This window comes from Nonomuraea sp. NPDC050786, assembly GCF_040654115.1.
Taxonomy (GTDB): domain Bacteria; phylum Actinomycetota; class Actinomycetes; order Streptosporangiales; family Streptosporangiaceae; genus Nonomuraea.
In genome coordinates this window covers 111,310-135,423 of sequence record NZ_JBFAHJ010000012.1, presented here as the reverse complement: position 1 = coordinate 135,423, position 24,114 = coordinate 111,310, and the positions used below count along the sequence as shown (strand labels likewise).

The window sequence follows — 24,114 nt, the reverse complement described above, 5'->3', positions numbered from 1 at the left end:
GGAAATGACGGGACTGGCATACCACCGGTGGCCTGACACGCTCAATCGGATTACCGGCGCGGAGCTCAGTGGCCGGCTTCCGCCTTCACCAGGAGCCGTTTGAGCAGGCCGTCCAGGAGGGCCTGGTCCGCGGGCGGCAGGGCGTTCACCAGCTCGGCCTCCACCTCTCCCCGGATCGTCATCGCGTCCATCCAGAGGTCGTGGCCCTTGGGGGTGAGCTCGACGTCCACCCGCCGGCGGTCCTCCGTGCTGCGCACCCGCCGTACCAGGCCCGAGCGCTCCAGGGTGTCCAGCCGGCCCGTCATCCCGGCCGGGGAGAGCAGGAGGTCGGCGGCCAGCTCGGACGGGGTGGCCGAGCCGTCGCGTGCCACGAGCCGGTGCAGCGTCTCGAACTCGAAGTCCTGCATCCCCACCTCCTTCAGCGCCGCCTCCTTGGTGTGGGCCAGGTGCTTGACGAGGAACTGCATCCGCGTCACGACCGCCTCCACCCGTTCGTCGAACGGGGCCCTGCCGCGCCAGCGGGCCAGGTGGCGATCGACCGAGTCCTCCATGCAACGGATCATACGGCCGTAAGTATTTTGTTGACGAAACATTTGCTGGCGAAATATCCTGCTGACCTGTGATCAAGCGACTCCTCATCGGGCGGTGCCTGTCCGCGCTCGCCACCGCGCTCATCCCCACCACCCTGACGCTCGCCGTCCTGCGGGCGACCGGGGACGGCGGGGCGCTGGGCATCGTGCTGGCTAGCGAGATGGTGCCGCTCCTGCTCTTCCTCCCCGTGGGCGGGGTGCTGGCCGACCGGATCCGGCCCGAACGGGTCGCCCTCCTCGCCGACCTGACCCGGTGCCTGTCGCAGGCCGCCATCGCCGTCGAGCTGCTGCTCGGTGTGAACCGGCTGCTCGACCTGGCGGTGCTGTCGGCCGTGGCGGGGGTCGCCATCGCGTTCGGCAGCCCGGCCGTGCCGAGGCTGGTGGTCGCGGTGGTGCCCGGCGACAACCGGTTGCGGATGAACGCGCGGATCGGCGTGGCCACCAGCCTGTCCGCGGTCGTCGCTCCGGCGGTGGCGGGGACGGTCACGCTGGTTGCCGGTCCCGGCTGGGCGGCCGCGCTCACGGCGGCCCTGTTCGCGTGCTCGGCGCTCACCCTCGGCGGGATCCGCACGCCCGCGGCGCCTCAGCTCAGAAAGGTCTCCTCTTTCGGCAGGGACGTGGCCGAGGGCTGGCGGGAGGTCAGGGGACGTCGATGGTTCCTGGCCTGCACGCTCGCGCACGGCGTGTGGCACTTCATGGCCGGGCTGTTCCTGACGCTCGCGCCGGTGACGGCCGTGCGGGAGCTCGGCGGCGAGGTGAGCTGGACGATCATCGTGCAGAGCGGCACGGTCGGCCTGGTCCTGGGCGTGCTGGCCGCTCCTCGGCTGCCCATCCGCCGGCCGCTGGTGGTGGTCCAGGCCGGTGCCGCCTGCTACCTGCTGCCCATGGTGGCCCTGGCCGTGGCGGCGCCCACCGCGGTGCTGGCGGGCGCGTACTTCGTGGCGATGTTCGGGCTGGGGCTGCTCAGCCCGCTGTGGGAGACGGTGGTGGCCGACGAGATCCCGGAGCGGGCGCTGGGGCGGGTGCGCTCGTTCGACCAGCTCATCTCGTTCGCGTCGCGGCCGTTCGGGCTGGCGGTGGCGGCGCCGCTGGCCGGCGTCACCGGGGTGACGGCGCTCGCCCTGACGGGCGGAGTGCTGGTCGCCGCCGCGAACCTGGCCGCCATCCTCCCGTCGCGATCCTCTCTCCGGCAGGCTCCCGCGGAGGAAGCCCCGGAGCGGGTCAGGTGAGTGCCGCCTCCTGTACGACGCCGTCGCTGATCTCGAGCACCCGGTCGGCCAGCGTGATCAGGCTGGGGTCATGGGTGGCGACCAGGGCCGTGACCCCCTCACTCCGTACGAGCGCCCGCAGCAGCTCCATGATCTGCCGCCCGGTCTGCGAGTCGAGCTGCCCCGTGGGCTCGTCGGCCACCAGCAGCCTGGGCCGGTTCGCCAGCGACCGCGCGATGGCGACCCGCTGCCGCTGCCCGCCGGAGAGCTCGTACGGCCGCTGGTTGGCATGCTGCTCCAGCCCCACCAGGGCCAGCAGCAGCCGGATGCGGGCCTCGCGCTCCTCCACCGGCATCCGCAGCAGCCGCATCGGCACCCCGACGTTCTCGGCCGCCGACAGCACCGGGATCAGCCCGAACGACTGGAACACGAACCCCACCACGTCCCGCCGCAAGGCCAGCAGCGCGTCCTCGGACATGGCGGTGACCTCGTGCCCGTCGACCACCACCCGCCCGGCGTCCGGTCGGTCCAGCCCGCCGATCTGGTTGAGCAGGGTCGTCTTCCCGGAGCCGGACCGCCCGCGCACGGCGACGAGCTCTCCCGGGAACACCGAGAAGGACACCTCCCGCAGCGCCACGACCTCCTTGGGCCCGCTGCGGTAGACCTTGCGCAGCCCTTCCACCACGAGCAGGGGCGAATCAGTCATCAGAGGGCTCCTCCCGGGCAGGCCACACGCCGATGTGGTCGGATTCGAGCTCGAGGCGTACGCGCCGCTCCATCTGGAGGGCGCTCATGAAGTCGCGTGGCAGCTGGAGCCGCCCCACCCGGTCCAGCACCGCGTACTCCTCGGCGACGATCTGCCCCTCGGCGCCCTCGCGCCGCAGCGTCTCGCTGCTGGTACGCCCGTCGCGAATGCCCACCGTACGGTCCACCTGCTCGGCCACCAGCGGATCGTGCGTCACGACGACCACGGTCACCCCAAGCTCCCTGTTGGCCTTGCGCAGCGCGTCGAAGACCTGCTCCGACGTCTCGCTGTCCAGCTCGCCGGTGGGTTCGTCGGCCAGGATGAGCTGCGGGGAGTTGGCGAGCGCGACGGCGATGGCCACCCGCTGCTGCTCGCCGCCCGACATTTCGGGAATTTTGCGGTCGGCGCAGTAGCCGACCCCGACCAGCTCCAGCAGTTCGAGGGCCCGCCCCCCACGCCGGCCGGCCAGCTTCATCGGCAGCTCGACGTTCTCCCGGGCGGACAGGTACGGCAGCAGGTTCCGCGCGGTCTGCTGCCAGATGAAGCCCACCACGGAGCGCCGGTACCGCAGCCGGTCACGGGCGTTCATCGACAGCAGGTCCATCCCCGCCACCCTCGCCACCCCGGCCGTCGGCACGTCCAGCCCGGACAGCACGTTGAGCAGCGTGGACTTGCCCGACCCCGAGGCGCCGACGATGGCCACCAGCTCACCCTTGTCGATCACCAGGTCGAGCCCCTGCAGGGCGACGACCTCGACGCCCTCGGTCTTGTAGATGCGCACCAGGTTGTCGCACACGATGTGCGCGTCGCCGCCGAACGCGGCCTTCTCCCGGGTGGCCCTCGCTTCCAGCTCGGACAGGGTCGGGTTCATGTGAGGTCCCCCACTCGCAGGACGGCGCCGAGGTTGCGGCGGCGGCTGATGGCGGTGTGCGCGTACGCGCCGAGCACGGCGACGGCCGCGAGCCCGGCGGCCAGCGCAAGAGGTATGAGCAGGTCGAGCGAGTAGTCGCCGACGGGCAGGCCACCGGCGTACGAGGCGAGGTTCACGCCGGGCCCCAGCGCGTACGGCAGCAAGAGGCCCAGGCCGAGCCCGACCAGCGCGGTGAGGAGGATCATGGGCAGGATCTCCAGCACGGTCAGCCGCTGCGCCTGGCGGTCCGACAGCCCGAGCGTGCGCAGGAACGACACCGCCCGCGCCCGTTCGGCGGCGCCGACGACCAGGGAGAGCACGACCGCGACCAGAGCGTACGAGCCCAGCGCCACCGTCACCACGACCAGCGCCCAGCGCACGGTACGGGTGAGCGGATCGTCCCTGATGGCGCTCAGCGCCCGCTCCTGCGACTCCACGCGCCCCGACGGGATCAGCCGCGCCAGCGAGTCAGGAGACACGTCTCCCTTGATCAGCAGCGTGTTCACGGCCGGCCGGGTCAGCACGCTCAGCGGCACGACGATGAACTTACCTTGGGTGTAGAAACCGGGCAGCGAGTCGATCACGCCCCGCGTGGCGAGCTTGACCCGCGACTGCCACCCGATCTCGAACGTCCCCCGCCCCCGCAGCTCAGGAGAGACCAGCGCGCCATCGGACAGGGCGGGCACGCTCACGGGAGCGCCGTCCAGGATCCGGCGCCACTGCGCCACGTCCACCGCGATGGCCTCCGCGCGCTCCGCGCCGTACCCGACCTGCACCCGTCCCGTCTGCGCGAGCACCACCTGCTCCACGCCGGCGAGCGCGCGCACCTGCGAGATCGTGGCGGCCGGGATCTCGATCTCCGACGTCACCTTGATCGGCGCGCCCACCTGCTGCCAGGACGCCAGCCGCTGGGTGCTCGCGATCCCGTCGGAGATCACCGCCGCGAACACCGACACGCCCAGCGCGGGCAGCAGGACCAGCACCGGCAGCACGCTGGCGGAGCGCGCCCTGGCCGCCCTGGTCAGCCCGAGGAACGGCACCGCCGCCCGCCCGCGCGCGGCCAGCCGGACGAACAGCCGCAAGGGGTACGGGTAGCAGCGCAAGGTGATCAACGCCGCCGCCAGCGTCAGCCCGACCGGCACCAGCAGCAGGAACGGGTCGCCCCCCGCCAGCCCGCGGGCCCGCAGCAGGTAGGCCCCCGCCAGCGCGAGCGCCACGACGAGCACCTCCAGCGTGATGCGGCGAGCCGAGACCCGGCCGGCGGCCACGTCGTCGCGGCGCTCGTGCAGCGGGCTCCGATGCGAGCGGGCCACCCGGGCGGCGGCGAACCCGACGGCCACCAGGACGACGACGGCCGGCCCCAGGTGCACGATCGGCAGCACAGGGCCGGGGACGAGGAAGGACAGCCCATATCCGGCCAGACCGGCGGGCACCACCGCGGCCCCGGTCACCGCAGCCGCGGCCCCGGCGACCTGACGCAGCGACCCGCCGCGCGCCCTGGCCACGGTCAGCGTGTGGTCGAGCCGGTCGGTCAGCAGCAGCACGGCCAGCGCGATCACGCCGAGCGCCACCGCCAGCAGCCCCCCGAGCACCAGGTACATCACGGTCTGCGCGGTGCCCAGCGCGGCCCGGAATTCGCCGAGCAGCTTGGGCAGCCCGGTCTCCAGGTGGTACGGGCTGCCCGTGGACTGCAGCGCGGCCACCCGCCCGAACTCGGTGACCGCCGCGTCCACGTCCGGCACGGCCAGCGCGCTCGCCCCCCGGGCGTCGATCGGCAGGATCCAGTGGTAGGAGAGGTTGCGCCCCTCGCTGCGGAGCGCGGCCAGACCCTCGTCGGAGATGAGGGTCGTGGTGTGCTTCTCGAAGTCCAGCGCGCCAGCCGGCTGAATCTTGGTGACCTGCAGGATCTCGAGGTTGTGGCTCCAGTAGCGGTCTGCCGGATTCCTGGCCTTGAAGATGCCGACGATCTGCACGGCGACGTAGTCGTTCTCGCCGAGCATCTTCCGCTGGCCCACCTGGAGACCCATCTCGCGCTGGGCGTCCTCCGAGACGCCCACCTCGAACACCGGGATCGTCGCGCCCTCGTACCGCATGGTCGAGCCCCTGCCGGGCGCGCGCCCCTGGACCCAGTCGACGCGCTGGTCCGCGTCCGAGAGCCAGCCGAGGTTGATGTACGTCTGGCCGCCGGTCCCGGTGACGGGCGTGCGGGTGGTCTTGGCGCTCATGTGGCCCGAGCCGGTGACGAGCGGGCGCAGCGCCGCGGGCAGGATCTGGCGCCAGCGGCGGTCGCGGAGGTCGAACTGGCCGCGTTCGCGCAGATCCTCCTCCGGTGAGCGCGGTTCCACGCTCACCGTCAGGTCGGCCTGCCACGCGGGGGCGGTGGCCAGCGAGCGGCGCAGCGCCTCGTCGAACGAGGACTGCATCGCCCTGGGCAGGCCCGCGACCAGCAGGCAGGCGCTCAGCGCCAGCACGAAGAGCACGGCCAGCGTGCCCAGGTGCACGCGGGCGAGCAGGGCGATCCTCACCGTTCCTCCACGAGTTGCCCGTGGTGCCCGCGCAATCGGCGGGCCAGCCCGGCCACGATGCCGAACAGCACGGCCGCCACCAGCGCCAGCATCGCGACGGTGGCGCCCCACGGGATGTCGAGCACCACGCCCGGCGTGACCGCCGAGGCCTGCCCGGTCAGCACGATGTGCGGCACCACCAGCACGCCGACGACCACGGCGAGCCCGGTGCCCGCGGCCAGGGACAATCCGATGACGAACGCCTGCTCCATCGCCAGCAGCCCGAACACCTGCCTCGAGCTCACCCCGAGCGCCCGCAGGATCGCGAACTCGCCCATGCGCTCCCGCGCCGCCACGGCCGCGTTCACCAGGAACCCGAGCGCCGCGAAGACCAGCGCCGCCAGGAACCCGAGCATCAGCGCCCCCTGCAGCCCGCTGGCCAGGGGGTCGTCCTGCAGCTCGGCCGCCAGCTCCCGCTGGTCGAGCGCGGTCACGTCCCACTCGGGCCGGGACTTGAGCGCCTTCACCGCGGGCGCGGTGTCGCCCGCCGCGAGCCACCATTCGGTCGCGGGCCTGGGCAGCTGCGCCGCGGCCAGCTCGTACGCCTGCAGCGTCCCCCAGTCGGCGAGCACGGCCTTCTGCCCCGCGGCGGCCGTCGGCATGCTCTCCACGACCGCCACCACCTTGACCTGGAGCACCCTGCGGTCGATGCTGGCCGGCCCGACCTGCCCGGCGGCCAGCTTGAGCGAGGCGGCCAGGTCGGCGGTGAGCACCACGGGCAGCGGTCCCGGGCGCGGCAGCGGCGCGAAGGGGGCCACCGTGGAGCGCGTCACCTTCGTGGCCAGCGGAGGGGCCGCCAGCTCGCGCCCGTCGGCGCTGAGGCCGGTCAGGGTCAGGTTCGCGGTGCCGTCCGGCGCGCTCGCGACGAGGCCGCGCAGCGACAGCGGGTACGTGATCTTCCCGGTGCGCCCGGCCAGCGCGCGGAGGTCGAGGTCGATCCGGTTCTCGCCCTTGTGCAGCACGCCGAGAGACAGGTCACGCCACACGCCCAGCGCGTCGGAGAGCACCAGCCGGGCCGGCACGTCCGCGTCCACCTCGGCCCGGAGCGTCAGCGTGGCCGGCTGACCTGGCAGGTCCAGCTTGCCCGCCTGGTCTCCCACCAGCTCGCGTGACATCTCGCCGACCGGCTGGGCTGACAGATCAGGACGTATGTGGAACAGCGCGCCCAGCTTGCCGGCGTCCACGCCGAGCAGCAGCGCGCTTTCCCCGCTCACCTCGGTCTGCCCGCGAAAGCCCGGCGAGTACGCCGTGACGCCCGGCAGTGCCGCGAACGCCGTCCCGCGCCCGAGCGCGCCCAGCTCCGGCCCGTCCGGCGGCCCCGACAGCCGCAGGTCGGCCCCTACCTGGTGGCGGGCCTGGTCGAGCTGCGAGGCCCGCCACGTGGACGCGGTGGCCATGGACACGACGCCGATCGCGATGGCCATGGTCAGCAGCAGGGCGGGGCCCGCGTACTTGAGCGGCCGCCTGCTCACCTGCCACGCCCCGAGCGCCGGTGCGAGCGTGGGCCGCCTGGAGGTCAGCCGCTCGGCCAGCCTCGAGATGCGCGGCACCAGCCGCAGCCCCAGCATGCCGCCCGCGAGCAGGGCCAGCGCGGGCCCGGAGATGATCAGCGGGTCGATGCCGAGCGCTCCGGCGGCCGTCGCGGTGACCGGCGCGCCGTAGTGCTGGAGCTGCCAGATCGCCAGCCCCGCCACCACCAGCAGCGCCACGTCCGCGCCCGCCCGCTCCATCAGCCCGCGCCCGCCGCCGCGGCCACGCGCCGACTGCTCCTCGACGTACGTGCGCCGCGCGCCCGCCAGCGCCGGCAGCACCAGCAGCACGGCCGCGGCCAGCGCCACGCCGAACGAGACGAGGAACGTGCCCAGGCCGGGGGAGGGCGCCAGCCGCACCCCGGACGCCTTGATCCACGGCAACTGGTTGACCAGCGCGAGCAGCGGCGGGCCCAGGAACGGCGCGGCGACCGCGCACGGCAGCGCCACCAGCAGCGCCTCGCCTCCCGCCAGCGCCCCCAGCCGCACCGTGCCCGCGCCGCGCGAGCGCAGCAGCGCCACCTCCATGCGCCGGTGGTCCGCGAGCAGCCGCGCGGTGAGCATCAGCGCGTACGCGGCCAGCAGCAGCAGCTGCAGCACGGGGATCAGCATCGTGGAGCGGGCCACCAGGGACGCGGTGTCGAGCTGAGTCAGCATCTCGGGCAGCCGGCTGGCGGCCACGCAGCTGCCGCAGCCGTCCGCCTTCAGCCGCGCGCCCAGCTGGTCGATCGCGCGGGCCATCGGGCGGAGCTGGGCGGGCGTCAGCGTGCGCAGGTCGGGCTCGGCGGTCCAGGTGGCGTTGACGTTCGTGGCGAAGCGGGCGACGAACGTCCCCCGGGGCACCATCAGCGGCCCGTACGTGGTGAAGTCGCCGCGCTCCACGCCCCGGCTGAGCAGCTGCTCGCCCGCCCACCGCTCGCCGAACGGGTCGTTGAGCTGGAACACCCCCACGATGCGCACGTTGACCGGGCGCGGGTCCAGGCGGCCCTTCGTGGTGAACTCCTGGCCCGTCTTGAACCCGGTCGCCGAGGCCGCCGACAGCGAGATCGCGGCCTCCACCCGGTCGCCGGCCTCGCGCGGCCAGGCGCCGGAGACGAGTCTGGCGTGCCGGTCGAGGCCGTCATAGCTGCCGAACCTGAGCAGCTCGGGCCGCTCCCGGCCGTCCTGGCCGGGCATGACGTAGGAGTCCGAGCGGAAGCTGGTGGTGACGGCGGGCGGCCTGGTGTACGCCTTGCCGAGCTCGGCGCGTACGGCCTGGTCGAACTTCGGGAACGTCTGCGCCGTCACGGGGGCGCTGATGGTGGCGGCGATCTGGCGGTACGAGGCCGTCTCCATCGTCCTGCGGACACCGGCGTCGGCGATGGAGGAGGCGTACATGGTCAGCGCGACCAGCGTGGTCGTGGCCAGCAGGATCGAGCCGAACGCGGCCAGCAGGAGCAGCGGCTCACTGAACGCCCGCTTGACGACCAGCGGCCCCCGCATGCATCCCCCTTTGCCCGTTTAGTGCACCTTCGGGCAGGTGTCGGACGGCAGGCAAGGTGATCTTTGCAACGGTGACGCACCCGATATGGGCGTGTGATATCGAAACCGTGACAAAAGAGTGCGGAAAACGAAAACGCCGCACCCCAGGAGGGATGCGGCGTCGCTACGCCAGGCGTTCTACTTGGTGGCCAGCGCCGCGGCCTGCTTGGCGATCGCGGACTTGCGGTTGGCGGCCTGGTTCTTGTGAATGACGCCCTTGCTGACGGCCTTGTCGAGCTGGCGGGCGGCGGCCTTCTGCAGCGCGACGGCCTGCTCGACGTCGCCCTGCTCGGCGGCCTCGCGGAACTTGCGGACGGCCGTCTTCAGGGAGGACTTGACCGCCTTGTTGCGCAGACGCGCCTTCTCGTTCTGCTTGTTGCGCTTGACCTGGGACTTGATGTTCGCCACGAAGAAGCCTCGGTGAGAGTCTGAAGTGATGGATGGGCGCGCGGGCTCGAGAGAGGGCGCGCCACACGCAGTTGAACAGGTTACCAATAACTCAGGTGGCTGCTCAAATCAACGCCAGCGCGTCATGTACTCCTGCCAGTCCTCCTCCGTGGCGGCGAAGTCCACGTAGAGGGCCAGGCCGAAGCGCTCCCGGCGACCGTGCTCCGTTAACGCGAGTTTAGCGCCCTCCGCCGCCATGGCGACGCTCTCCGCGCCGTCGGCCCAGGCGACGCCGTGGTCGTGATAGGCGGGAGCGCCGATGAACAGGGACTTGCCGTCGGGCACCAGGTCCAGGGCCAGCTCGGCCTGGCGGGCCACGTAGCCGCCGTAGAGGGACTGCAGGGGCGTGAACGAGTCGTACGTCATGACGGCGACCTGGTCCACGCGCTCCACGACCTGCTTGAAGTAGCTCTCGGACCAGTACTTGTCGTGGGCCAGGAGGGCCCTGGCGGTCAGGCGCATCCCCGGGTACGGCTCGATCTGCGGGGTGGAGGTGGACAGCAGCTTCGTGTGCTGCCGGGTCCTGTCGAGGAGCTCGAGGAACTCGGTGTCGTCGTCGCCGATCGGCTCGAAGTTGTAGTGGATGCCGTCGTAGCCCTGCTTCATGATGGCGGCGACTCCGGCCAGGACGTTCTCGCGGGACTTGGGGTCGTCCAGGTCGAGGCCGTTCTTGACGGACTGGCCGAGCCAGGCGGAGACGCGGACCTCGGGGAGGCGTTCGTGCATCCACTTCATGAAATTTCCGGCGTTGGGGTATTTAGCTGGATTTAGCGTGCCGTCCCAGTTGAAAGGGCCCGAGTGGACGTACACGTCCTTGATGCCCGTGGCGCGCAGCCGGACCACCAGCCGCTCGACGTCACGCTCCGTACGGCGGCCGTCCACCCACATGTGGCCCAGCCACAGGGCGTCGTTGCCCGTGCTCTTCGCCCAGGCCGCCGGGGCACCGGTAAACTGGACCCGGAGCGCGGCGGCGAGCAGAGCGGCCAACGCGACCACGATGACCAAGGCAAGCGCGAGCAGGCGCAGGCCGCGGCGGATGACGGTTCGGGCATTCATCCGGGCATGTCACCATGAAAGACGCTTGACCTCAACCCTGTCGAAACGGACTTCGGTGCGCACTCAGCCTGGCCAGACCGACCCCGCGTTGATCCGCAACTTCTGCATCATCGCGCACATCGACCATGGCAAGTCGACCCTTGCCGACCGGATGCTCCAGATCACCGGCGTGGTCGACGACCGCTCCATGCGCGCGCAATACCTCGACAGGATGGACATCGAGCGCGAACGCGGCATCACGATCAAGTCGCAGGCCGTGCGGCTGCCGTGGGACGGCCACGTGCTCAACATGATCGACACGCCCGGCCACGTCGACTTCACCTATGAGGTCTCCAGGTCGCTGCAGGCGTGCGAGGGCGCCATCCTGCTGGTCGACGCCGCCCAGGGCATCGAGGCGCAGACGCTGGCCAACCTCTACCTGGCCATGAACGCCGACCTGCACATCATCCCCGTGCTCAACAAGATCGACCTGCCCGCGGCGCAGCCGGAGAAGTTCGCCGAGGAGCTGGCGGGGCTGATCGGCTGCGACCCGTCCGACGTGCTCAAGGTGTCGGGCAAGACCGGCGAGGGCGTGCGCGAGCTGCTCGACCACGTGGTCAACACGGTGCCCGCCCCGGTGGGCAAGGCCGACGCGGCCGCCCGCGCGCTGATCTTCGACTCGGTGTACGACACGTACCGCGGCGTCGTCACGTACGTGCGGGTCGTGGACGGCCACCTGGGCAAGCGCGAGCGCATCCTCATGATGTCCACCAGCGCCACCCACGAGACGCTGGAGATCGGCGTCATCTCGCCCGAGCCCAAGCCCGCCGACCTCGGCCTGGGCGTCGGCGAGGTGGGCTACCTCATCACGGGCGTCAAGGACGTCCGCCAGTCGCGCGTGGGTGACACCGTCACCTCGGCCGCCAAGCCCGCCGGCGACATGCTGGCCGGCTACGAGCACCCGAAGCCCATGGTGTTCTCCGGCCTCTATCCGATCGACGGCGACGAATACCCCGAGCTGCGCGAGGCGCTCGACAAGCTGCAGCTCAACGACGCGGCGCTGGTCTACGAGCCGGAGACCTCGGCGGCGCTCGGGTTCGGCTTCCGGGTCGGGTTCCTCGGGCTGCTGCACATGGAGATCGTGCGCGAGCGGCTGGAGCGCGAGTTCGGCCTGTCGCTGATCTCCACCGCGCCCAACGTGGTCTACCGCGTGGTCATGGAGGACGGCAAGGAGCTCACCGTCACCAACCCGTCGGAGTTCCCGACGGGCGGGAAGATCGCGCAGGTCTTCGAGCCGGTCACCAAGTCGACGATCCTGGCGCCGGCCGAGTTCATCGGGGCGATCATGGAGATCTGCCAGGGGCGGCGCGGGCAGCTGCTGGGCATGGATTACCTGTCGGAGGACCGGGTCGAGATCCGCTACACGCTGCCGCTCGGCGAGATCATCTTTGACTTCTTCGACCAGCTCAAGTCGCGCACCCGTGGCTACGCCTCGCTCGACTACGAGCCGGCCGGCGAGCAGGAGGCCGACCTGGTCAAGGTCGACATCCTGCTGCAGGGTGAGGCGGTCGACGCGTTCAGCGCCATCGTTCACAAGGACAAGGCCTACACGTACGGCGTCGACATGGCGAAGAAGCTGCGGGAGCTGATCCCCAGGCAGCAGTTCGAGGTGCCGATCCAGGCCGCCATCGGGGCCCGGGTCATCGCCCGCGAGAACATCCGCGCCATCCGCAAGGACGTCCTGGCCAAGTGCTACGGCGGTGACATCTCCCGTAAGCGCAAGCTGCTGGAGAAGCAGAAGGAAGGCAAGAAGCGGATGAAGATGGTCGGGCGCGTGGAGGTCCCGCAGGAGGCCTTCGTCGCCGCGCTGGCCACCGACTCCAGCGCCGACAAGAAGAAATGAACCGCCTAGTCTGAAACCATGGAAGTGGTGCAGACGGCGCGATTGGTGCTCTCTCGGGTCACGCCCGACGATCTGGCCGCTGTCCACGAGATCCACTCCGACCCCCGGACGAACGTCTACAACCCCGCCGGCCCGACTCCCGATCTGGAGTCGAGCCGGGCCATGCTGGATCTGTGGCTGTCCGACTGGGCCGAGCGCGGGCTCGGCTACTGGGCGGCGCGGGCCGCGGGGGAGTCGGAGGTGCTCGGCTTCGGCGGGCTGCGCCACGCTCTCCTCGGCGGGGAGCACGTGCTGAACCTCTACTACCGCTTCCGGCCGTCCGCCTGGGGGCACGGGTACGCGGGTGAGCTCGTGGAGGCGGCGCTGCGGATCGGCAAGGACCTCGGGACGGTCGTGGCGGTGATCCGCGACATCAACGAGCCGTCGCACCGCGTGGCGGAGCGGGCCGGCATGCGCAAGGACCGGACGATCCCGTACGGGGGCGTGCCGAGCGACGTCTACGTGGCCTGACCCGCTCCTCTGCGCCACGCGTACCCCACAAGCGTCAGGGCCCCGAATACGCCCTGAGCCGCCAGGAACCAGCCCAGCGCGCCGGGCGGGGAGAGCAGGGCCGCGATGGCGGGCAGGCATCCGAGCACGGCGAGGTCCGCCCCGGTGGCGGCCCAGAGCAGCGGGCCGGTCGGGATCGCGCCGCCCGGCGTGTCGATGACCGGCATGGAGTGGTCGACCGGTCCGCGCCCGGCCATCCGCAGCGCACCGGCGGCCAGCGCGGGAGCGACCAGCGGCCCGAACAGCCACCAGCCCCCGGAGAACGCGCTCAGTCCGGCCGTCCCCACGCTCCACGCTCCCGGGACGGCCGTTCCGACGCTCGCCCACGCTCCCAGGCCGGCCAGCGCCAGGCTTGCCGACACGCTCAGGCCGGCCAGCGCCAGGGTTGCCCACGCGCCGCTCAGCACCATCGGCAGCAGCGCGCGGGCCGCGAGCGCGGGGCGGTGCCCGACGCCGACGATCCGGGAAAGGGCCGGGTTGTCGCGGTCCCAGCGCGCACCTGACACGCCCGCCGCCGCCACGGCCAGCGCCCCCGCCAGCACGACCGCCCCCGATGCCGCCGGACCCGCGCCTGCCTGGGCCAGCACGACGGGCAACCCGGCCGCCCCGGACATGGCCGCCAGCCGCCCGGGCCTGCGTGCCAGCCGCCGCCAGTCCTGCCAGGCCAGCGCGAGCGGCGCCGGCAGCGACGGCCACCGCCGCGACCTGAGCGTCCTGGCCCGCCAGTGGTTCTCCTCGGCGATCCAGGTGAGCGCGCCGGGATCGAGCCCCACGGCGGCGTCCGCCACGTGGCCCGCGCGGGTGGACGAGGCCAGGAGGATACGGGTGGGGATCCGGTCGAGCGACGCCCACGCCCGCCGTACCAGCAGCGCGGAGACCACGGCAGCCGTGGAGGCGGACGCGGCGACCGTCGTGAGGGGGGCGCTCGCGGCAACGGCGAGCACCGTACGGGCCTGACCGCTCACCGCCACCACCGCCAGCACCAGCAGCGCGACCATCGCCGCCGTCAGCCAGAACTGCCAGGACTGGGAGGCCTGGCCGAGCACCGCCAGCGCCATCCCGCCCACGGCCGCCGACACTCCCAGCACCAGCGCGCCGAGCAGCCGCCAGACGAGCTGGTCGGGCGCGCCCAGCACCGCCAGCAGCCCCAGCCCGAGCGCCGCACCCGCCACCACCGCGACCATGATCAGCACCCGGCCGGTACGCGCGAGCAGGCGCCGCCGGTTGAGCGGCGAGAGCAGGAGCCAGGACGCGTCGGCGGGAGACAGCAGTACGGGCCCCGCCGTCCGGGCCGCGAAGAGGAATCCGGCCAGCGCCAACGCGACCAGCGCCGCACCCGCGCTCATGCGCGCGGGATCGACCGGTCCGGCCAGCCCGGTGAGCACGGTGGACACCGGCCGGCCGAGCACCGCGAGGAGCATCGCCAGGCCGAAGCCGGAGACGTACCGGTCGAGGAGGCCCCGCGGGGCTCGGCCGCGCGAGCGGACGTATGCCCGCACCGACCGCACGTTGCCCTCGGCCCCGCTCGTCACGCGACCACCCCTGAAGGCGAGACCTGGCGGGCGCGGGCGGCCAGGCCATGGTCGTGCGTGGCCATGACCACCGTGCCGCCCTCAGCCGCGTACTCACCGAGCAGGCCGGCCAGCCGGGCCCGGAACTCGGCGTCCAGCCCGCGTTCCGGCTCGTCCAGCAGCAGCAACGCGCTGGGCCTGAGCAATGCGGCGGCCAGGGCGAGGCGCTGGCGCTGGCCGGTGGACAGGTTCAGCGGCACCGAGTCAGCCCGCTCCACCAGCGCGAACTCCTCCAGCGCCGACTCGACCGTCATGCGCGCCCGAGCATGCACGGCTCCCACCAGCTCCAGGTGCTCGCGGGCGGTGAGCCCCGGGTACCAGGCGGGCTCGTCGCCCAGCAGCGCGACCTCGCGCCAGAACGCGGCATCGTCGGCCGGCGCCCTCCCGAACACCCGCACCTCACCCGAGGCGGCGGGTTGGAGCCCGGCCAGGCAGCGCAGCAGGGTCGACTTGCCGGATCCGTTCGGGCCGACCACGGCCACGATCTCGCCCGCTGAGACGGTCAGCTCCATGCCTCGCAGTACGGGGTTGCCGCCCAGGTCGACCGTGAGGTCATGAACGTTGATGATCGAGTCGTACACCGTTCGAGCGTAGCCACTGGCGTGGCCGGTGGGGCGGGCGGGCGATCATCGGGGGATTTTCTGTCGGTGCCATCGCCTACCTTTCTGTTCCGAACACCAGTGCGACTGGAGGGTGACGTGATTGCTTCTGAGCGCTTTGAGCGTGCTGCCGTGCTGGGGGTCGCCGTGGCTGAGGAGACTCGACGGCTGCTGCGACTCCACCTGGCTTCAGGGCAGGAGGGGGGCGACGGCGAGGTGCTCGTCGATGTGCCCTATCCCGACGCGGTCGTGGTGACGGCGCTGCTGGACGTGGCGGCGGAGTGTTTCGGTGAGCGGGGCGACTCGGTCGAGGAGACCAGGCAGGCGGCGTTGGAGACGTTGTTACAGCTGGCCGGGTTCGATGGCGAGTCCCAGCTCAACGCGGGCTGAGCCGGTCCCGTCGGCCCTGTGGCCACATGCCCGCCGCCTCAGGCGCCGATTCACGGCTCGCGACCCGACCGCTCATGCCGCCCGAGGCTCGTCCGTGGTCCGCGCGGCGGGCCTCCGGGCCAGGGAGCCCGGTGGCGGTCTCCCTGGCGGCGGGACGGGTCCGGGCTGCGGTGTCCGTGGCGGCGGGACGGGTCCGGGCTGCGGTGTCCGTGGCGGCGGGGCGGGTCCGGGGTGGCAGTCTCCCTGGCAGCGGAGGCGGTGCGGCCGAGGTCTCGGCGCGGCGGCCGTCTTCGTGCGGCGGGGAGGCAGCTCAGTGCGGCGGCGGTCCTCGTGCGACGGAAAGGCGGCTCAGTGCGGGTGCGCTATGCCGTGGCGGAAGGCGTAGGTGACCGCCTGCGCCCGGTCCCGCAGGTGCGCCTTGGCGAAGAGGTTGTTGATGTGGGTCTTGACGGTGGCCTCCGTGACATGCAGGCGGGAGGCGATCTCGGCGTTCGAGAGGCCGTCGGCGATGAGGGCCAGCACCTCGCCCTCACGCCGGGTCAACCCGTGCGGTAGCGCGCCCGGAGACGCCGGGGTGGTGGTTTCAGCAGGAGGTACGGGGATCGTGGCGGGTTGGGAGGGAGATGTCGACATCGTGTCCAGGAGGCGGCGTTGGACGGTGGGGTCGAGTTGGGCGTCGCCGCGCATCACCGTGGCGACGGCTCTGGCGATGTCGTCGGAGTCGGCGTCCTTGGTGAGGAAGCCGCGCGCACCGGCTTTCAGCGCGGCGAAGACGGACTCGTCGTCGGAGTACGTGGTGAGCACCACGACCTGGGTCTCCGGGTACGCCGAGCGGATGCGCCCGGTGGCCTCCACGCCGTCCATGCGGGGCATGCGCAGGTCCATGAGCACCACGTCGGGCCGCTCCTCCTCGACCAGCCGGAGCGCCGCCTCGCCGTCGCCCGCCGCGCCGACGACCTCGATCTCGGGCAGCAGGCCGAGCAGCAGCACCAGGCCCTCACGCACCACGGCCTGGTCGTCCACCACGATCACCCTGGTCATGACGGCACCTTCAGATGGACGAGGAAGCCGCCGTCGTGTTCGCCCGCCGACAGCGTTCCGCCCAGCAGTTCGGCGCGTTCGCGCATGCCCACGAGGCCGTAGCCCCCTCCGGGGGAGCCCTTTTCCGCGGAGGCCGGGTTGGTGACGCGCAGTTCGCACCAGGGCGGGCCGAACTCGAGCTCGACCGTGGCCGGGCTGCCGGGGGCGTGGCGGCGTACGTTCGTGAGGGCTTCCTGGGCGGTGCGGACCAGGGCGAGCTCGGTTTCCGGCGGCAGGCGGCGCTCGGGCCCCGAGACGCGCAGCGTGCAGGGGTGGTGCGTGGTGCTCTCGAAGTCCTCCGCGAGCGTGCGCAGCGCCTCGGGGAGCGCGGGCGGATCCTCGCGCAGTGCCGCCACCGCGCGCCTGGCCTCCTCGAGCCCCGACTTGGCCAGGTCGCGGGCGTGGGTGACCCGTTCGAGCGCCTCGGCGCTCCGCTCCGCGCGGAGCAGCAGCTTGGCGCCCTCCAGGTGGACGAGCTGGGCGGAGAGGGAGTGGGCGAGGATGTCGTGGATCTCCCTGGCGATCCTGGCCCGTTCCGCGAGCACGGCCTCACGTGCCTGGGCGGCTCTGGTGGCCCTGCGCTGCTTGGCCGCGTACGAGAGCAGGAAGATCAGGCAGTTGCTGAGGATGAGGGGGAGGTCCTGGGCCGGGTTGCCGGCGATCGCACCCGCTACGACCAGCCCCACGACGGCCAGTACGCCGATGGGCAGCGCCTGGCGCATGGGGAAGCGGGTCACGGCCAGGCTGACGCAGATGAGCAGGACCGCGATCGCCGCACCACCTCGGCTCAGGCTGCCGAGGGCGATGGAGAGGATCACGGCCAGGCCGAGGGCGATCAGAGCGACAGGCACGCCGAAGACGAGGACGGGGCGATGTCCCTCGGCTGGTGCGTGGTCGCCGGCCTGCGGTTCTTCTCGTGACGGGTTCCAAACCGGGCTCGCGGGCCGCCGCAACGCCTTCCACAGCGGCAGGTCGTGGAGGCGCGACCGTCGAAGAGCGGCCGGCGGGTTGACGGCGCGCCGCCGTGCCACCGGACGTTCGGTGCGGCGGATCGACAGGAGCAGGACGGTGGCCAGGGCGCCTGCCAGCGCGATGGTCATGAGGGTGATCGCAAGGGAGGTGCCGGTCAGGCCGGGTGCGGGGGTCGCTGTCATCTGGGCCCCGGCCAGCAGCACGATCGTCCCCAGCCGCAGCGCGGTGGGGACGATTCTGGACGGCTCACGCATCACCTCACGACGGTATCGGGTCGCCTGCCCGCGCCGGAGAGTGCACGTCCCCGCCGAGCGACGAGGTACGCCTGGGCGCCGATGGTCAGGCCGACGAAGAGCAGGATCCCGCTGGGGGAGGAGGTGAGGCCGAGGGCCTGGCCGGCGAAGTAGAGGCCGACGCGGGTCGCGACCGACACCAGCCACGCCAGCAGGGTCCACCCCGTGGCCTTCGACCAGGCGACGCCGGACTCGTCCAGCCACACCCGTACGGTCGCCGCGCGCCACACGCCGAGTGCGACGGCGATCGCGGCCTCCACCGGCAGCAGGCCGATGCTGAGCGCGAGGTGCCGGGCGTCGATGAGGCCGCCCGTGACGAGGCCGACGACGCTCATGACGGCGGCGGTGTAGAGCATGCCCCGCTTGGCTGTGGGGCGGGTCTTCATCTGGCGATAGATGACGAAGATCGCGACAAGGAGGATGAGGAAGGAGATCGGCATGTAATCCACGGGTTTGACCGTAGGGATGGGAGGGGGCGTAGCGGATCGGCCCGAGGGTTGAGAACGCGGATCTCCACCCTGGGGTGGAGGCCGAGGTGAGAGCGAACCGGCTCGCTCTTCGGAGGGCGTGCGGGTTACCGTCCGGATATGCGCGTTCTCTCGGTAAATGTAGGCACACCGGTCGAAGCTGAATGGGCGGGGAAGCTGGGCCGTACCGCGATCGACAAGCAGCGGGTCACGCACCGGGTGAAGGTGCTGGCCAACGGGCTCGCCGGTGACGAGCGGGCCGACAAGGAGGCCCACGGCGCACTCGACCACGCCGTCTACGCGTACGCCAGGGAGGACTACGACTGGTGGGAGCGTGAGCTCGGGCGCGGGCTGCGTGACGGGCGGTTCGGCGAGAACCTCACCACGTCCGGCGTCGACGTCACCGGGGCACTGATCGGCGAGCGGTGGCGGGTGGGCACCGCTGTGCTGGAGGTGAGCGGGCCCCGGGTGCCGTGTGTGGTCTTCCGTAACTGGATGGACGAGCCCGGGTGGGTCAAGCGGTTCACGGGGGTGGGGCGGCCCGGGGCGTACCTGCGGGTGGTCGAGCTAGGTGAGCTGGGCGAGGGAGACCCGGTGGAGGTCGTCTCACGGCCCGAGGCCGGGATCACGGTGGGCGACTGGTTCCGTGCCCGCCACGGGGACGCGGACGCGCTCCGCCGCGTCCTGGCGGTTCCCGGGCATGACGCCGAGTGGGACCGCATCGCGGAGCGGGCGCTCGGCCAGGTGCCCTTGCCGCCGGACTGACGTGGTCCGCGCCGGCGTCGAGGCGGTCACGGACCCGGCGGGCCGTCGACGATCCGCGCCACCTCCTCCGGACTCGAGAACACCGCCCACGCGTACGCAGGATCCCCGAACAGCTCCAGGACCACGTCCGCCACGTCCTGCCTGCTCGCGGCGGCCAGCAGCAGGGTCAGGACGTGCTCGGCCGGCGGACGCAGGAACGCGTTGGTCCAGTGCGTGACGGGCGCCGCCGCCTCCCACATCCGCTCCGCCGTGGCGTGGCCGAAGGCGGTGTCGTACGGGCCGCCCGCCGCGATGGCCTCGGCCGCGATCCACGCGCAGGCCGAGCCCAGGTTGGCGCCCTGGCCGGTCAGCGGGTCGTTGGTGATCCAGGCGTCGCCGACGGCCAGCGCGATCCGGCCGCCGGGCAGCTCCGCCACCGCCTTCCGCACGACCGGCGTGACCGCGCCGCGCAGCAGGTCCTCCTCGCCCAGCAGCTCCAGACCCGGGTCCGCCCGCTCGGCCAGCCGCGGCGCGTGTCCGGGGAGCAACCTCGCCAGCTCTCCGGCGACCTCGGCGGCGGGCAGGCGGGAGATCGGCTCCAGCGGCCCGCCTCGACGAGCGCGCTGGAGACCACGCTGTGCCAAGTGGTCATTGGCATGCGGAGGATCTCGCCGCAGCAGGGCGAGATGTTGTAGGTCAACGACCCGGGGCTGGAGGCCCAGAGCTTGCGGCTCTCACTCCTGTCTGGCGGACGGGCACGGGCCGCATTGCGAAACGACGTTCCGCGTTTGGGCTGGTTGACGGCAGCCCCGGCGCGGCGAACCACGCCTAGTGCGGTTCCGATAGCAGACCGCAAAGCCGTACCCCGGCCAGGCCGGGTGCGTTCGATCCCGTCGCCGTGCTACCGAGCGTAACACATCAACCACGAAAAGCTATTCGATTCTTGCAGCCAGAATGGCGGAAGTCGACCGCGTGGAACGGCTCGGAGATCCGGCCGACGAACTCCAGCGGCGGGTCCCCCTTGATCGAGAGCCTGGCGGATCCCATCAGGCACCCGGGATCCCGGTAGTGCCCGATGCCCAGCTCCCGCTCCCGCGCCAGGGTGTGTCCCATCCTGCTCACCGTGTTGGGCAGGCGCCCCGAGCGCATCGCGTCGGCATCGCCCTCGGCATAGAGCGTGGCGTCGACGCCGAGCTGCTGCAGGCGCAGCGCGAGGGTCAGGCCGGAGATGCCGGCGCCCACGATGCCGATGCCTGCCATGCGAGGCCCCCTTCAGCCGGTACGGCACCAGTGGACGCCTTGGGAGTCGCAGTTCGATAGCACTCCTGAGAACCCGGCAAACTGGAAGCGTGCCATCCACCCTGCCTGACGGCGATCCCGCGCCCTCCTCGGGCGAGCTGCCCGACAGCGCCCTGAAGGGCCTCGGCGAGCGGCCGTTCGGCTTCTACGTGCACGTGCCGTTCTGCGTGACCCGCTGCGGCTACTGCGACTTCAACACCTACACCGCCGCCGAGCTGGGCCCCGGCGCCTCGCAACGGGACTACGCGGACACGGTCGTCGAGGAGATCCGCCTCGCGCGCCGCGTCCTGGGCGCGGCCGACCTGCCGGTGGAGACGGTGTTCTTCGGCGGCGGCACGCCCACGCTGCTGCCTCCGGAAGACCTGTCCAGGATCCTGGCCGCGATCGACGCGGAGTTCGGGCTGCGGCCGGGGGCCGAGGTGACCACCGAGGCCAACCCCGAGTCCGTGGACCCCGCCTACCTCGACAAGCTCCGCCAGGGCGGCTTCAACCGGGTCAGCTTCGGCATGCAGAGCGTACGCGAGCACGTGCTCCAGGTGCTCGACCGCCGGCACACCCCCGGCAGGGCGGCGGCGGCCGTGCGGGAGGCCAGGCAGGCCGGGTTCGAGCACGTCAACCTCGACCTGATCTACAGCACGCCCGGCGAGTCCGACGACGACTGGCGGGCCTCGCTGGCCGCCGCGATCGAGGCCGGGCCCGACCACGTGTCGGCGTACTCGCTGATCGTGGAGGAGGGCACCAGGCTGGCGGCCAGGATCAGGCGCGGCGAGCTGCCCATGCCCGACGACGACGTGGCCGCCGACCGCTACCAGATCGCCGACGAGCTGCTGTCGCAGGCCGGGTTGACCTGGTACGAGGTCTCCAACTGGGCCACCTCCGAGCAGGCGCGCTGCCGCCACAACCTGCTCTACTGGACCGGCGGCGACTGGTGGGCCGCCGGTCCCGGCGCCCACAGCCACGTCGGCGGCACCCGCTGGTGGAACGTCAAGCACCCGGCCGCCTACGCCCAGCGCCTGGCCGCCGGCGCCTCGCCCGCCCACGCGCGCGAGGTGCTCGGCGACGACGACCGGGCGGCCGAGCGGCTGATGCTGGAGCTGCGGCTGTCGTCCGGCTACCCGCTGGCCGAGGTGGCGCCCGCCGCGCGCCCAGCCGTGGCGAGCGCGCTGGCGCGCGGCCTGCTGGAGCCCGGGCCTTTCAGATCGGGCCTGATGGTGCTCACGCTCCAGGGGCGGCTGCTGGCCGACGCCCTCGTCAGGGACCTGCTGGCCTAGGTGATCATGCGGATGGAGAACGGGTAGCGGTACCTCTCGCCCCGGTTGGTGGCTATGGCGGCCTGGATGTGGAAGATCAGCGACAGGACCCAGATGACCGGGAGCAGGAGTATGCCGATGAAGACGAACGCCAGGACGAAGGCGATGACATAGCCGATGAACATCGTGATCTGGAAGTTGAGCGCCTCCGCCGCCTGGTCCCTGACGTAGGGGGACTCGTCCTTCTTCATCAGATAGATGATCAGCGGGCCGATCCACGAGACCAGCAGGCCGAGCAGGTGCGAGAGCATCGCCATGGTGGTGTCGTCGGTGCCCGGACGGGGGCCGAACCTGCCGGGGACGTACGGCTCTCCCGGGGGCCGGGCGTACCCGTAGCCGGGCTGCGGTGGCGGGCCGTAACCGGGCGGCGGGGGAGGGGGATAGCTCGGGGGTTGCTGGCCGTAACCGGGCTGACCGTAACCAGGCTGGCCGTAACCCGGCTGGCCGTAACCGGGCTGGTCACCTGAGCTTGGCTGGCCGTAGCCCGGTTGTCCGTAACCGGCCTGACCATAGCCAGGCTGACCGTAGCCCGACTGTCCGTAACCTTGCTGTCCGTAGCCGGGCTGAGAACTGGGTTGCTGCCCGTAGCCCAGCTGCTCACCGTAGCCGAGCTCGGAGCCGGGTTGCCGGCCGTAGTCCGGCTGCTGAGGGCCGGAGCCCTGGCTGGGCGGGATGTCCGAAGGTGGGACGAAGCGGGTGGCGTCGTCGTCCGGCGCCGGCTGCGGCGGGTCCTGGCTCATGGTGCCTCCGTAACGAAGTCGATCAGTTCCTCGACCCGGCCGAGGAGTTCCGGCTCCAGGTCTGCGTACGTGGAGACGGAGCCGAGGATCCGCCGCCACGCCTCCGCGGGCTCCATGCGCCAGCCCAAGGCGTCGATCACGCCCTCTTTCCACGGCACCCCGCGCGGCACGGCCGGCCAGGCCGGGATGCGCAGCACGGACGGCTTGACCGCCTCCCAGATGTCGACGAACGGATGCCCCACGACGAGCACGTCCGGCGAGGTGATCTCGGCCGCGATCCTGCTCTCCTTGGAGCCGGGCACGAGATGGTCCACCAGCACCCCCAGCCGGCGCCCCGGCTCCGGGCCGAACTCCGCCACGATGGCCGGCAGGTGGTCCACGCCCTCCAGGTATTCGACCACGACCCCCTCTACCCGCAGGTCATGGCCCCAGATCTTCTCGACCAGGGCGGCGTCGTGCACGCCCTCCACGTAGATCCGGCTCTCCCTCGCGACCCTCGCCCGCAGCCCCTCCACGGCGATCGAGCCGGACGCGCTGCGCCGGGGGGCCGCGGGGGCCGCCGCCGGGCGTACCAGCGTCACGGGCTTGCCCTCCAGCAGGAACGCGGCGGGCGCGAGCGGGAACAGGCGGCGCTTGCCGAACCGGTCTTCGAGCGTCACGGCCTCCTTGTCGCAGGCCACCACCGCGCCGCAGAAGCCGCTGTCGGCGTCCTCCACGACCAGGTCCAACTCGGCAGGCACGTGGGGGATCTTGCCCTTCCCCGGCCGCCGCCAATTTCCCGCCAGCACATCGCCCTCGTACACACGGGGACCGTAGCAAATCACCCGGCGACCGCAAGGCGCTTGCGCGCGCCGCTACGGCGTACCAGGACGACGACCGTGCCGATGACGGCGACGAGCAGCCCCGCGCCCGGGATCAGGAGGAGCGCGGCCACCCCGCCGGCGATGCCGCCCGCGGCCGAGGCCAGCGGGCGGCCCACGCCGTACCGCACGTCGGCCTGCTCCGGGGTGGTGCAGATGAGCTGGTAGTCGCCCTTGGACGGGGCGTTGACCACGAAGAGCTCCACCCAGGTGACGGATCCGGACGTGACCTTCTGCGTGCCCGCGGTCTTGGCGAGCTTGGCCGGGCTGGAGATCTCGCACACGTAGTTGACCTGCGTGTCGCTGGACAGGTAGATCGCGGGCCGGTCCGCCGGGTCGACCGGGATCGTCACGCGTTCGCCGGACGCGAATGTCCTGTTCGGGGCCAGGTCGCTCACGCTGTTCACCAGGCCCGTGGAGAACACCACGACACCGGCGATCGCGCACACGACGAAGATGCCCCAGACCAGTCCGATCCACCACAGGCGCGGCTTGATGGCTTTCGAGTCGATTCGAGGGGGAAATTGGGGTTGTTGGCCGTATTGTCCGTACTGAGGAGGTGGGCCGTATTGAGACGGCGGGCCGTACTGCGGTGGCGGGCCGTACTGCGGCGCAGGCCCGTACTGCGGCGGAGGTGGCCCGTAGCCCGGCTGGGACCCGGGCTGAGGGCCGTAACCGGGCTGGGACCCGGGTTGAGGGCCGTAACCCGGCTGGGAGCCGGGCTGCGGGCCGTAAGGCGGAGGGGGTGAATTGTCGCTCATGTCGGCAAGTGTGGTACTTGCCCCTTG

Annotated in this window: 23 protein-coding genes; 6 read left to right on the top strand and 17 right to left on the bottom strand. The window is 72.0% G+C overall.

Features of this window, described 5'->3' with window-relative positions; translation table 11 throughout:
• Positions 1-65: 65 nt before the first annotated feature.
• Positions 66-551, bottom strand: a complete 486-nt coding sequence (locus tag AB0H84_RS23085; RefSeq protein WP_357607521.1) for a MarR family transcriptional regulator — start codon at positions 549-551, stop codon at positions 66-68.
• 68 nt (positions 552-619) lie between these two features.
• On the opposite strand from AB0H84_RS23085, the gene AB0H84_RS23080 reads away from it, so the two are divergent.
• Entirely contained in the window at positions 620-1,819 is a 1,200-nt protein-coding gene (locus AB0H84_RS23080; RefSeq protein ID WP_357607518.1) for an MFS transporter, read from the top strand.
• Here the strand turns inward: AB0H84_RS23080 and AB0H84_RS23075 are convergent.
• The 6 genes from AB0H84_RS23075 to AB0H84_RS23050 all read right to left on the bottom strand — a co-directional run bounded on the left by AB0H84_RS23075 (position 1,812) and on the right by AB0H84_RS23050 (position 10,570).
• Entirely contained in the window at positions 1,812-2,504 is a 693-nt protein-coding gene (locus tag AB0H84_RS23075) for an ABC transporter ATP-binding protein (RefSeq protein ID WP_357607516.1), read from the bottom strand. The genes AB0H84_RS23080 and AB0H84_RS23075 overlap by 8 nt on opposite strands.
• Positions 2,497-3,414, bottom strand: a complete 918-nt coding sequence (locus AB0H84_RS23070) for an ABC transporter ATP-binding protein (protein WP_357607513.1) — start codon at positions 3,412-3,414, stop codon at positions 2,497-2,499. The genes AB0H84_RS23075 and AB0H84_RS23070 overlap by 8 nt, the downstream gene beginning before the upstream one ends.
• Positions 3,411-5,978: an FtsX-like permease family protein gene (locus tag AB0H84_RS23065; RefSeq protein WP_357607510.1), complete on the bottom strand. Its 2,568-nt coding sequence runs from the start codon at positions 5,976-5,978 to the stop codon at positions 3,411-3,413. Before AB0H84_RS23065 ends, AB0H84_RS23070 begins: the two co-directional genes overlap by 4 nt.
• Complete coding sequence (locus AB0H84_RS23060; protein WP_357607507.1) at positions 5,975-9,028, bottom strand: ABC transporter permease; 3,054 nt, start codon at positions 9,026-9,028, stop codon at positions 5,975-5,977. The genes AB0H84_RS23065 and AB0H84_RS23060 overlap by 4 nt, the downstream gene beginning before the upstream one ends.
• Positions 9,029-9,205: 177 nt before the next feature.
• A complete protein-coding gene (gene rpsT / locus AB0H84_RS23055) occupies positions 9,206-9,475 on the bottom strand; it encodes a 30S ribosomal protein S20 (protein ID WP_357607504.1) in 270 nt (89 codons plus the stop codon).
• A 108-nt stretch (positions 9,476-9,583) separates the two neighbouring features.
• A complete protein-coding gene (locus AB0H84_RS23050; protein ID WP_357607501.1) occupies positions 9,584-10,570 on the bottom strand; it encodes a glycosyl hydrolase family 18 protein in 987 nt (328 codons plus the stop codon).
• Positions 10,571-10,625: 55 nt separating this feature from the next.
• On the opposite strand from AB0H84_RS23050, the gene lepA reads away from it, so the two are divergent.
• Together lepA and AB0H84_RS23040 are read left to right on the top strand one after the other, a co-directional pair.
• Positions 10,626-12,452 carry a translation elongation factor 4 gene (gene lepA / locus AB0H84_RS23045; RefSeq protein WP_357607498.1) on the top strand — a complete coding sequence of 609 codons (1,827 nt, stop codon included), beginning with the start codon at positions 10,626-10,628 and terminating at the stop codon, positions 12,450-12,452.
• 18 nt (positions 12,453-12,470) lie between these two features.
• The gene (locus tag AB0H84_RS23040; protein ID WP_357607495.1) at positions 12,471-12,962 is read left to right on the top strand and encodes a GNAT family N-acetyltransferase; all 492 of its coding nucleotides are present in this window, start codon (positions 12,471-12,473) and stop codon (positions 12,960-12,962) included.
• Here the strand turns inward: AB0H84_RS23040 and AB0H84_RS23035 are convergent.
• Together AB0H84_RS23035 and ccmA are read right to left on the bottom strand one after the other, a co-directional pair.
• Positions 12,950-14,533, bottom strand: coding sequence for a DUF6297 family protein (locus AB0H84_RS23035; RefSeq protein WP_357607492.1), 1,584 nt, complete (start codon positions 14,531-14,533; stop codon positions 12,950-12,952). The two genes, AB0H84_RS23040 and AB0H84_RS23035, sit on opposite strands and share 13 nt — an antisense overlap.
• The gene (ccmA, locus tag AB0H84_RS23030) at positions 14,530-15,153 is read right to left on the bottom strand and encodes a heme ABC exporter ATP-binding protein CcmA (protein ID WP_357607490.1); all 624 of its coding nucleotides are present in this window, start codon (positions 15,151-15,153) and stop codon (positions 14,530-14,532) included. The genes AB0H84_RS23035 and ccmA overlap by 4 nt, the downstream gene beginning before the upstream one ends.
• Before the next feature lie 117 nt (positions 15,154-15,270).
• Between ccmA and AB0H84_RS23025 the strand changes: the two genes are divergently transcribed.
• Positions 15,271-15,561, top strand: a complete 291-nt coding sequence (locus AB0H84_RS23025) for a hypothetical protein (protein WP_357607487.1) — start codon at positions 15,271-15,273, stop codon at positions 15,559-15,561.
• A gap of 348 nt (positions 15,562-15,909) precedes the next feature.
• On the opposite strand, the gene AB0H84_RS23020 is transcribed toward AB0H84_RS23025, so the two are convergent.
• From AB0H84_RS23020 to AB0H84_RS23010, 3 genes are read right to left on the bottom strand one after another with little or no spacing between them, the layout of a single operon-like run.
• Positions 15,910-16,602, bottom strand: coding sequence for a response regulator transcription factor (locus AB0H84_RS23020; RefSeq protein WP_357607485.1), 693 nt, complete (start codon positions 16,600-16,602; stop codon positions 15,910-15,912).
• A complete protein-coding gene (locus AB0H84_RS23015; protein WP_357607837.1) occupies positions 16,599-17,867 on the bottom strand; it encodes a histidine kinase in 1,269 nt (422 codons plus the stop codon). The genes AB0H84_RS23020 and AB0H84_RS23015 overlap by 4 nt, the downstream gene beginning before the upstream one ends.
• Complete coding sequence (locus AB0H84_RS23010; RefSeq protein WP_357607482.1) at positions 17,867-18,355, bottom strand: hypothetical protein; 489 nt, start codon at positions 18,353-18,355, stop codon at positions 17,867-17,869. Before AB0H84_RS23010 ends, AB0H84_RS23015 begins: the two co-directional genes overlap by 1 nt.
• A 138-nt stretch (positions 18,356-18,493) precedes the next feature.
• Between AB0H84_RS23010 and AB0H84_RS23005 the strand changes: the two genes are divergently transcribed.
• Positions 18,494-19,138, top strand: coding sequence for an MOSC domain-containing protein (locus tag AB0H84_RS23005; RefSeq protein WP_357607479.1), 645 nt, complete (start codon positions 18,494-18,496; stop codon positions 19,136-19,138).
• A gap of 26 nt (positions 19,139-19,164) precedes the next feature.
• On the opposite strand, the gene AB0H84_RS23000 is transcribed toward AB0H84_RS23005, so the two are convergent.
• A complete protein-coding gene (locus tag AB0H84_RS23000) occupies positions 19,165-19,761 on the bottom strand; it encodes a hypothetical protein (protein ID WP_357607476.1) in 597 nt (198 codons plus the stop codon).
• A 274-nt stretch (positions 19,762-20,035) separates the two neighbouring features.
• Positions 20,036-20,377: an NAD(P)-binding protein gene (locus tag AB0H84_RS22995; RefSeq protein ID WP_357607474.1), complete on the bottom strand. Its 342-nt coding sequence runs from the start codon at positions 20,375-20,377 to the stop codon at positions 20,036-20,038.
• Between the two features lie 89 nt (positions 20,378-20,466).
• Here AB0H84_RS22995 and hemW point away from each other — a divergent pair, with 89 nt between their 5' ends.
• Positions 20,467-21,687 (top strand): radical SAM family heme chaperone HemW, encoded by a 1,221-nt coding sequence (hemW, locus tag AB0H84_RS22990; RefSeq protein WP_357607473.1) that lies wholly within the window; start codon positions 20,467-20,469, stop codon positions 21,685-21,687.
• On the opposite strand, the gene AB0H84_RS22985 is transcribed toward hemW, so the two are convergent.
• Genes AB0H84_RS22985 through AB0H84_RS22975 form a run of 3 tightly spaced genes read right to left on the bottom strand, consistent with a single transcriptional unit; the run spans position 21,684 to position 23,775 of the window.
• Complete coding sequence (locus AB0H84_RS22985; RefSeq protein WP_357607470.1) at positions 21,684-22,466, bottom strand: DUF4870 domain-containing protein; 783 nt, start codon at positions 22,464-22,466, stop codon at positions 21,684-21,686. The two genes, hemW and AB0H84_RS22985, sit on opposite strands and share 4 nt — an antisense overlap.
• Positions 22,463-23,269: a DUF3097 domain-containing protein gene (locus AB0H84_RS22980; RefSeq protein WP_357607467.1), complete on the bottom strand. Its 807-nt coding sequence runs from the start codon at positions 23,267-23,269 to the stop codon at positions 22,463-22,465. The genes AB0H84_RS22985 and AB0H84_RS22980 overlap by 4 nt, the downstream gene beginning before the upstream one ends.
• Before the next feature lie 17 nt (positions 23,270-23,286).
• Positions 23,287-23,775 (bottom strand): hypothetical protein, encoded by a 489-nt coding sequence (locus AB0H84_RS22975; RefSeq protein ID WP_357607464.1) that lies wholly within the window; start codon positions 23,773-23,775, stop codon positions 23,287-23,289.
• Positions 23,776-24,114 lie beyond the last annotated feature (339 nt).

Excerpts from the sequence above, each read along its gene's own strand:
- AB0H84_RS23085 (WP_357607521.1), bottom strand. The coding sequence starts at position 551 with ATGGAGGACTCGGTCGATCGCCACCTGGCCCGCTGGCGCGGCAGGGCC.
- AB0H84_RS23075 (WP_357607516.1), bottom strand. The coding sequence starts at position 2,504 with ATGACTGATTCGCCCCTGCTCGTGGTGGAAGGGCTGCGCAAGGTCTAC.
- AB0H84_RS23070 (WP_357607513.1), bottom strand. The coding sequence starts at position 3,414 with ATGAACCCGACCCTGTCCGAGCTGGAAGCGAGGGCCACCCGGGAGAAG.
- AB0H84_RS23060 (WP_357607507.1), bottom strand. The coding sequence starts at position 9,028 with ATGCGGGGGCCGCTGGTCGTCAAGCGGGCGTTCAGTGAGCCGCTGCTC.
- AB0H84_RS23050 (WP_357607501.1), bottom strand. The coding sequence starts at position 10,570 with ATGAATGCCCGAACCGTCATCCGCCGCGGCCTGCGCCTGCTCGCGCTT.
- AB0H84_RS23040 (WP_357607495.1), top strand. The coding sequence starts at position 12,471 with ATGGAAGTGGTGCAGACGGCGCGATTGGTGCTCTCTCGGGTCACGCCC.
- AB0H84_RS23020 (WP_357607485.1), bottom strand. The coding sequence starts at position 16,602 with ATGACCAGGGTGATCGTGGTGGACGACCAGGCCGTGGTGCGTGAGGGC.
- AB0H84_RS23015 (WP_357607837.1), bottom strand. The coding sequence starts at position 17,867 with ATGCGTGAGCCGTCCAGAATCGTCCCCACCGCGCTGCGGCTGGGGACG.
- AB0H84_RS23005 (WP_357607479.1), top strand. The coding sequence starts at position 18,494 with ATGCGCGTTCTCTCGGTAAATGTAGGCACACCGGTCGAAGCTGAATGG.
- AB0H84_RS22995 (WP_357607474.1), bottom strand. The coding sequence starts at position 20,377 with ATGGCAGGCATCGGCATCGTGGGCGCCGGCATCTCCGGCCTGACCCTC.
- AB0H84_RS22985 (WP_357607470.1), bottom strand. The coding sequence starts at position 22,466 with ATGAGCCAGGACCCGCCGCAGCCGGCGCCGGACGACGACGCCACCCGC.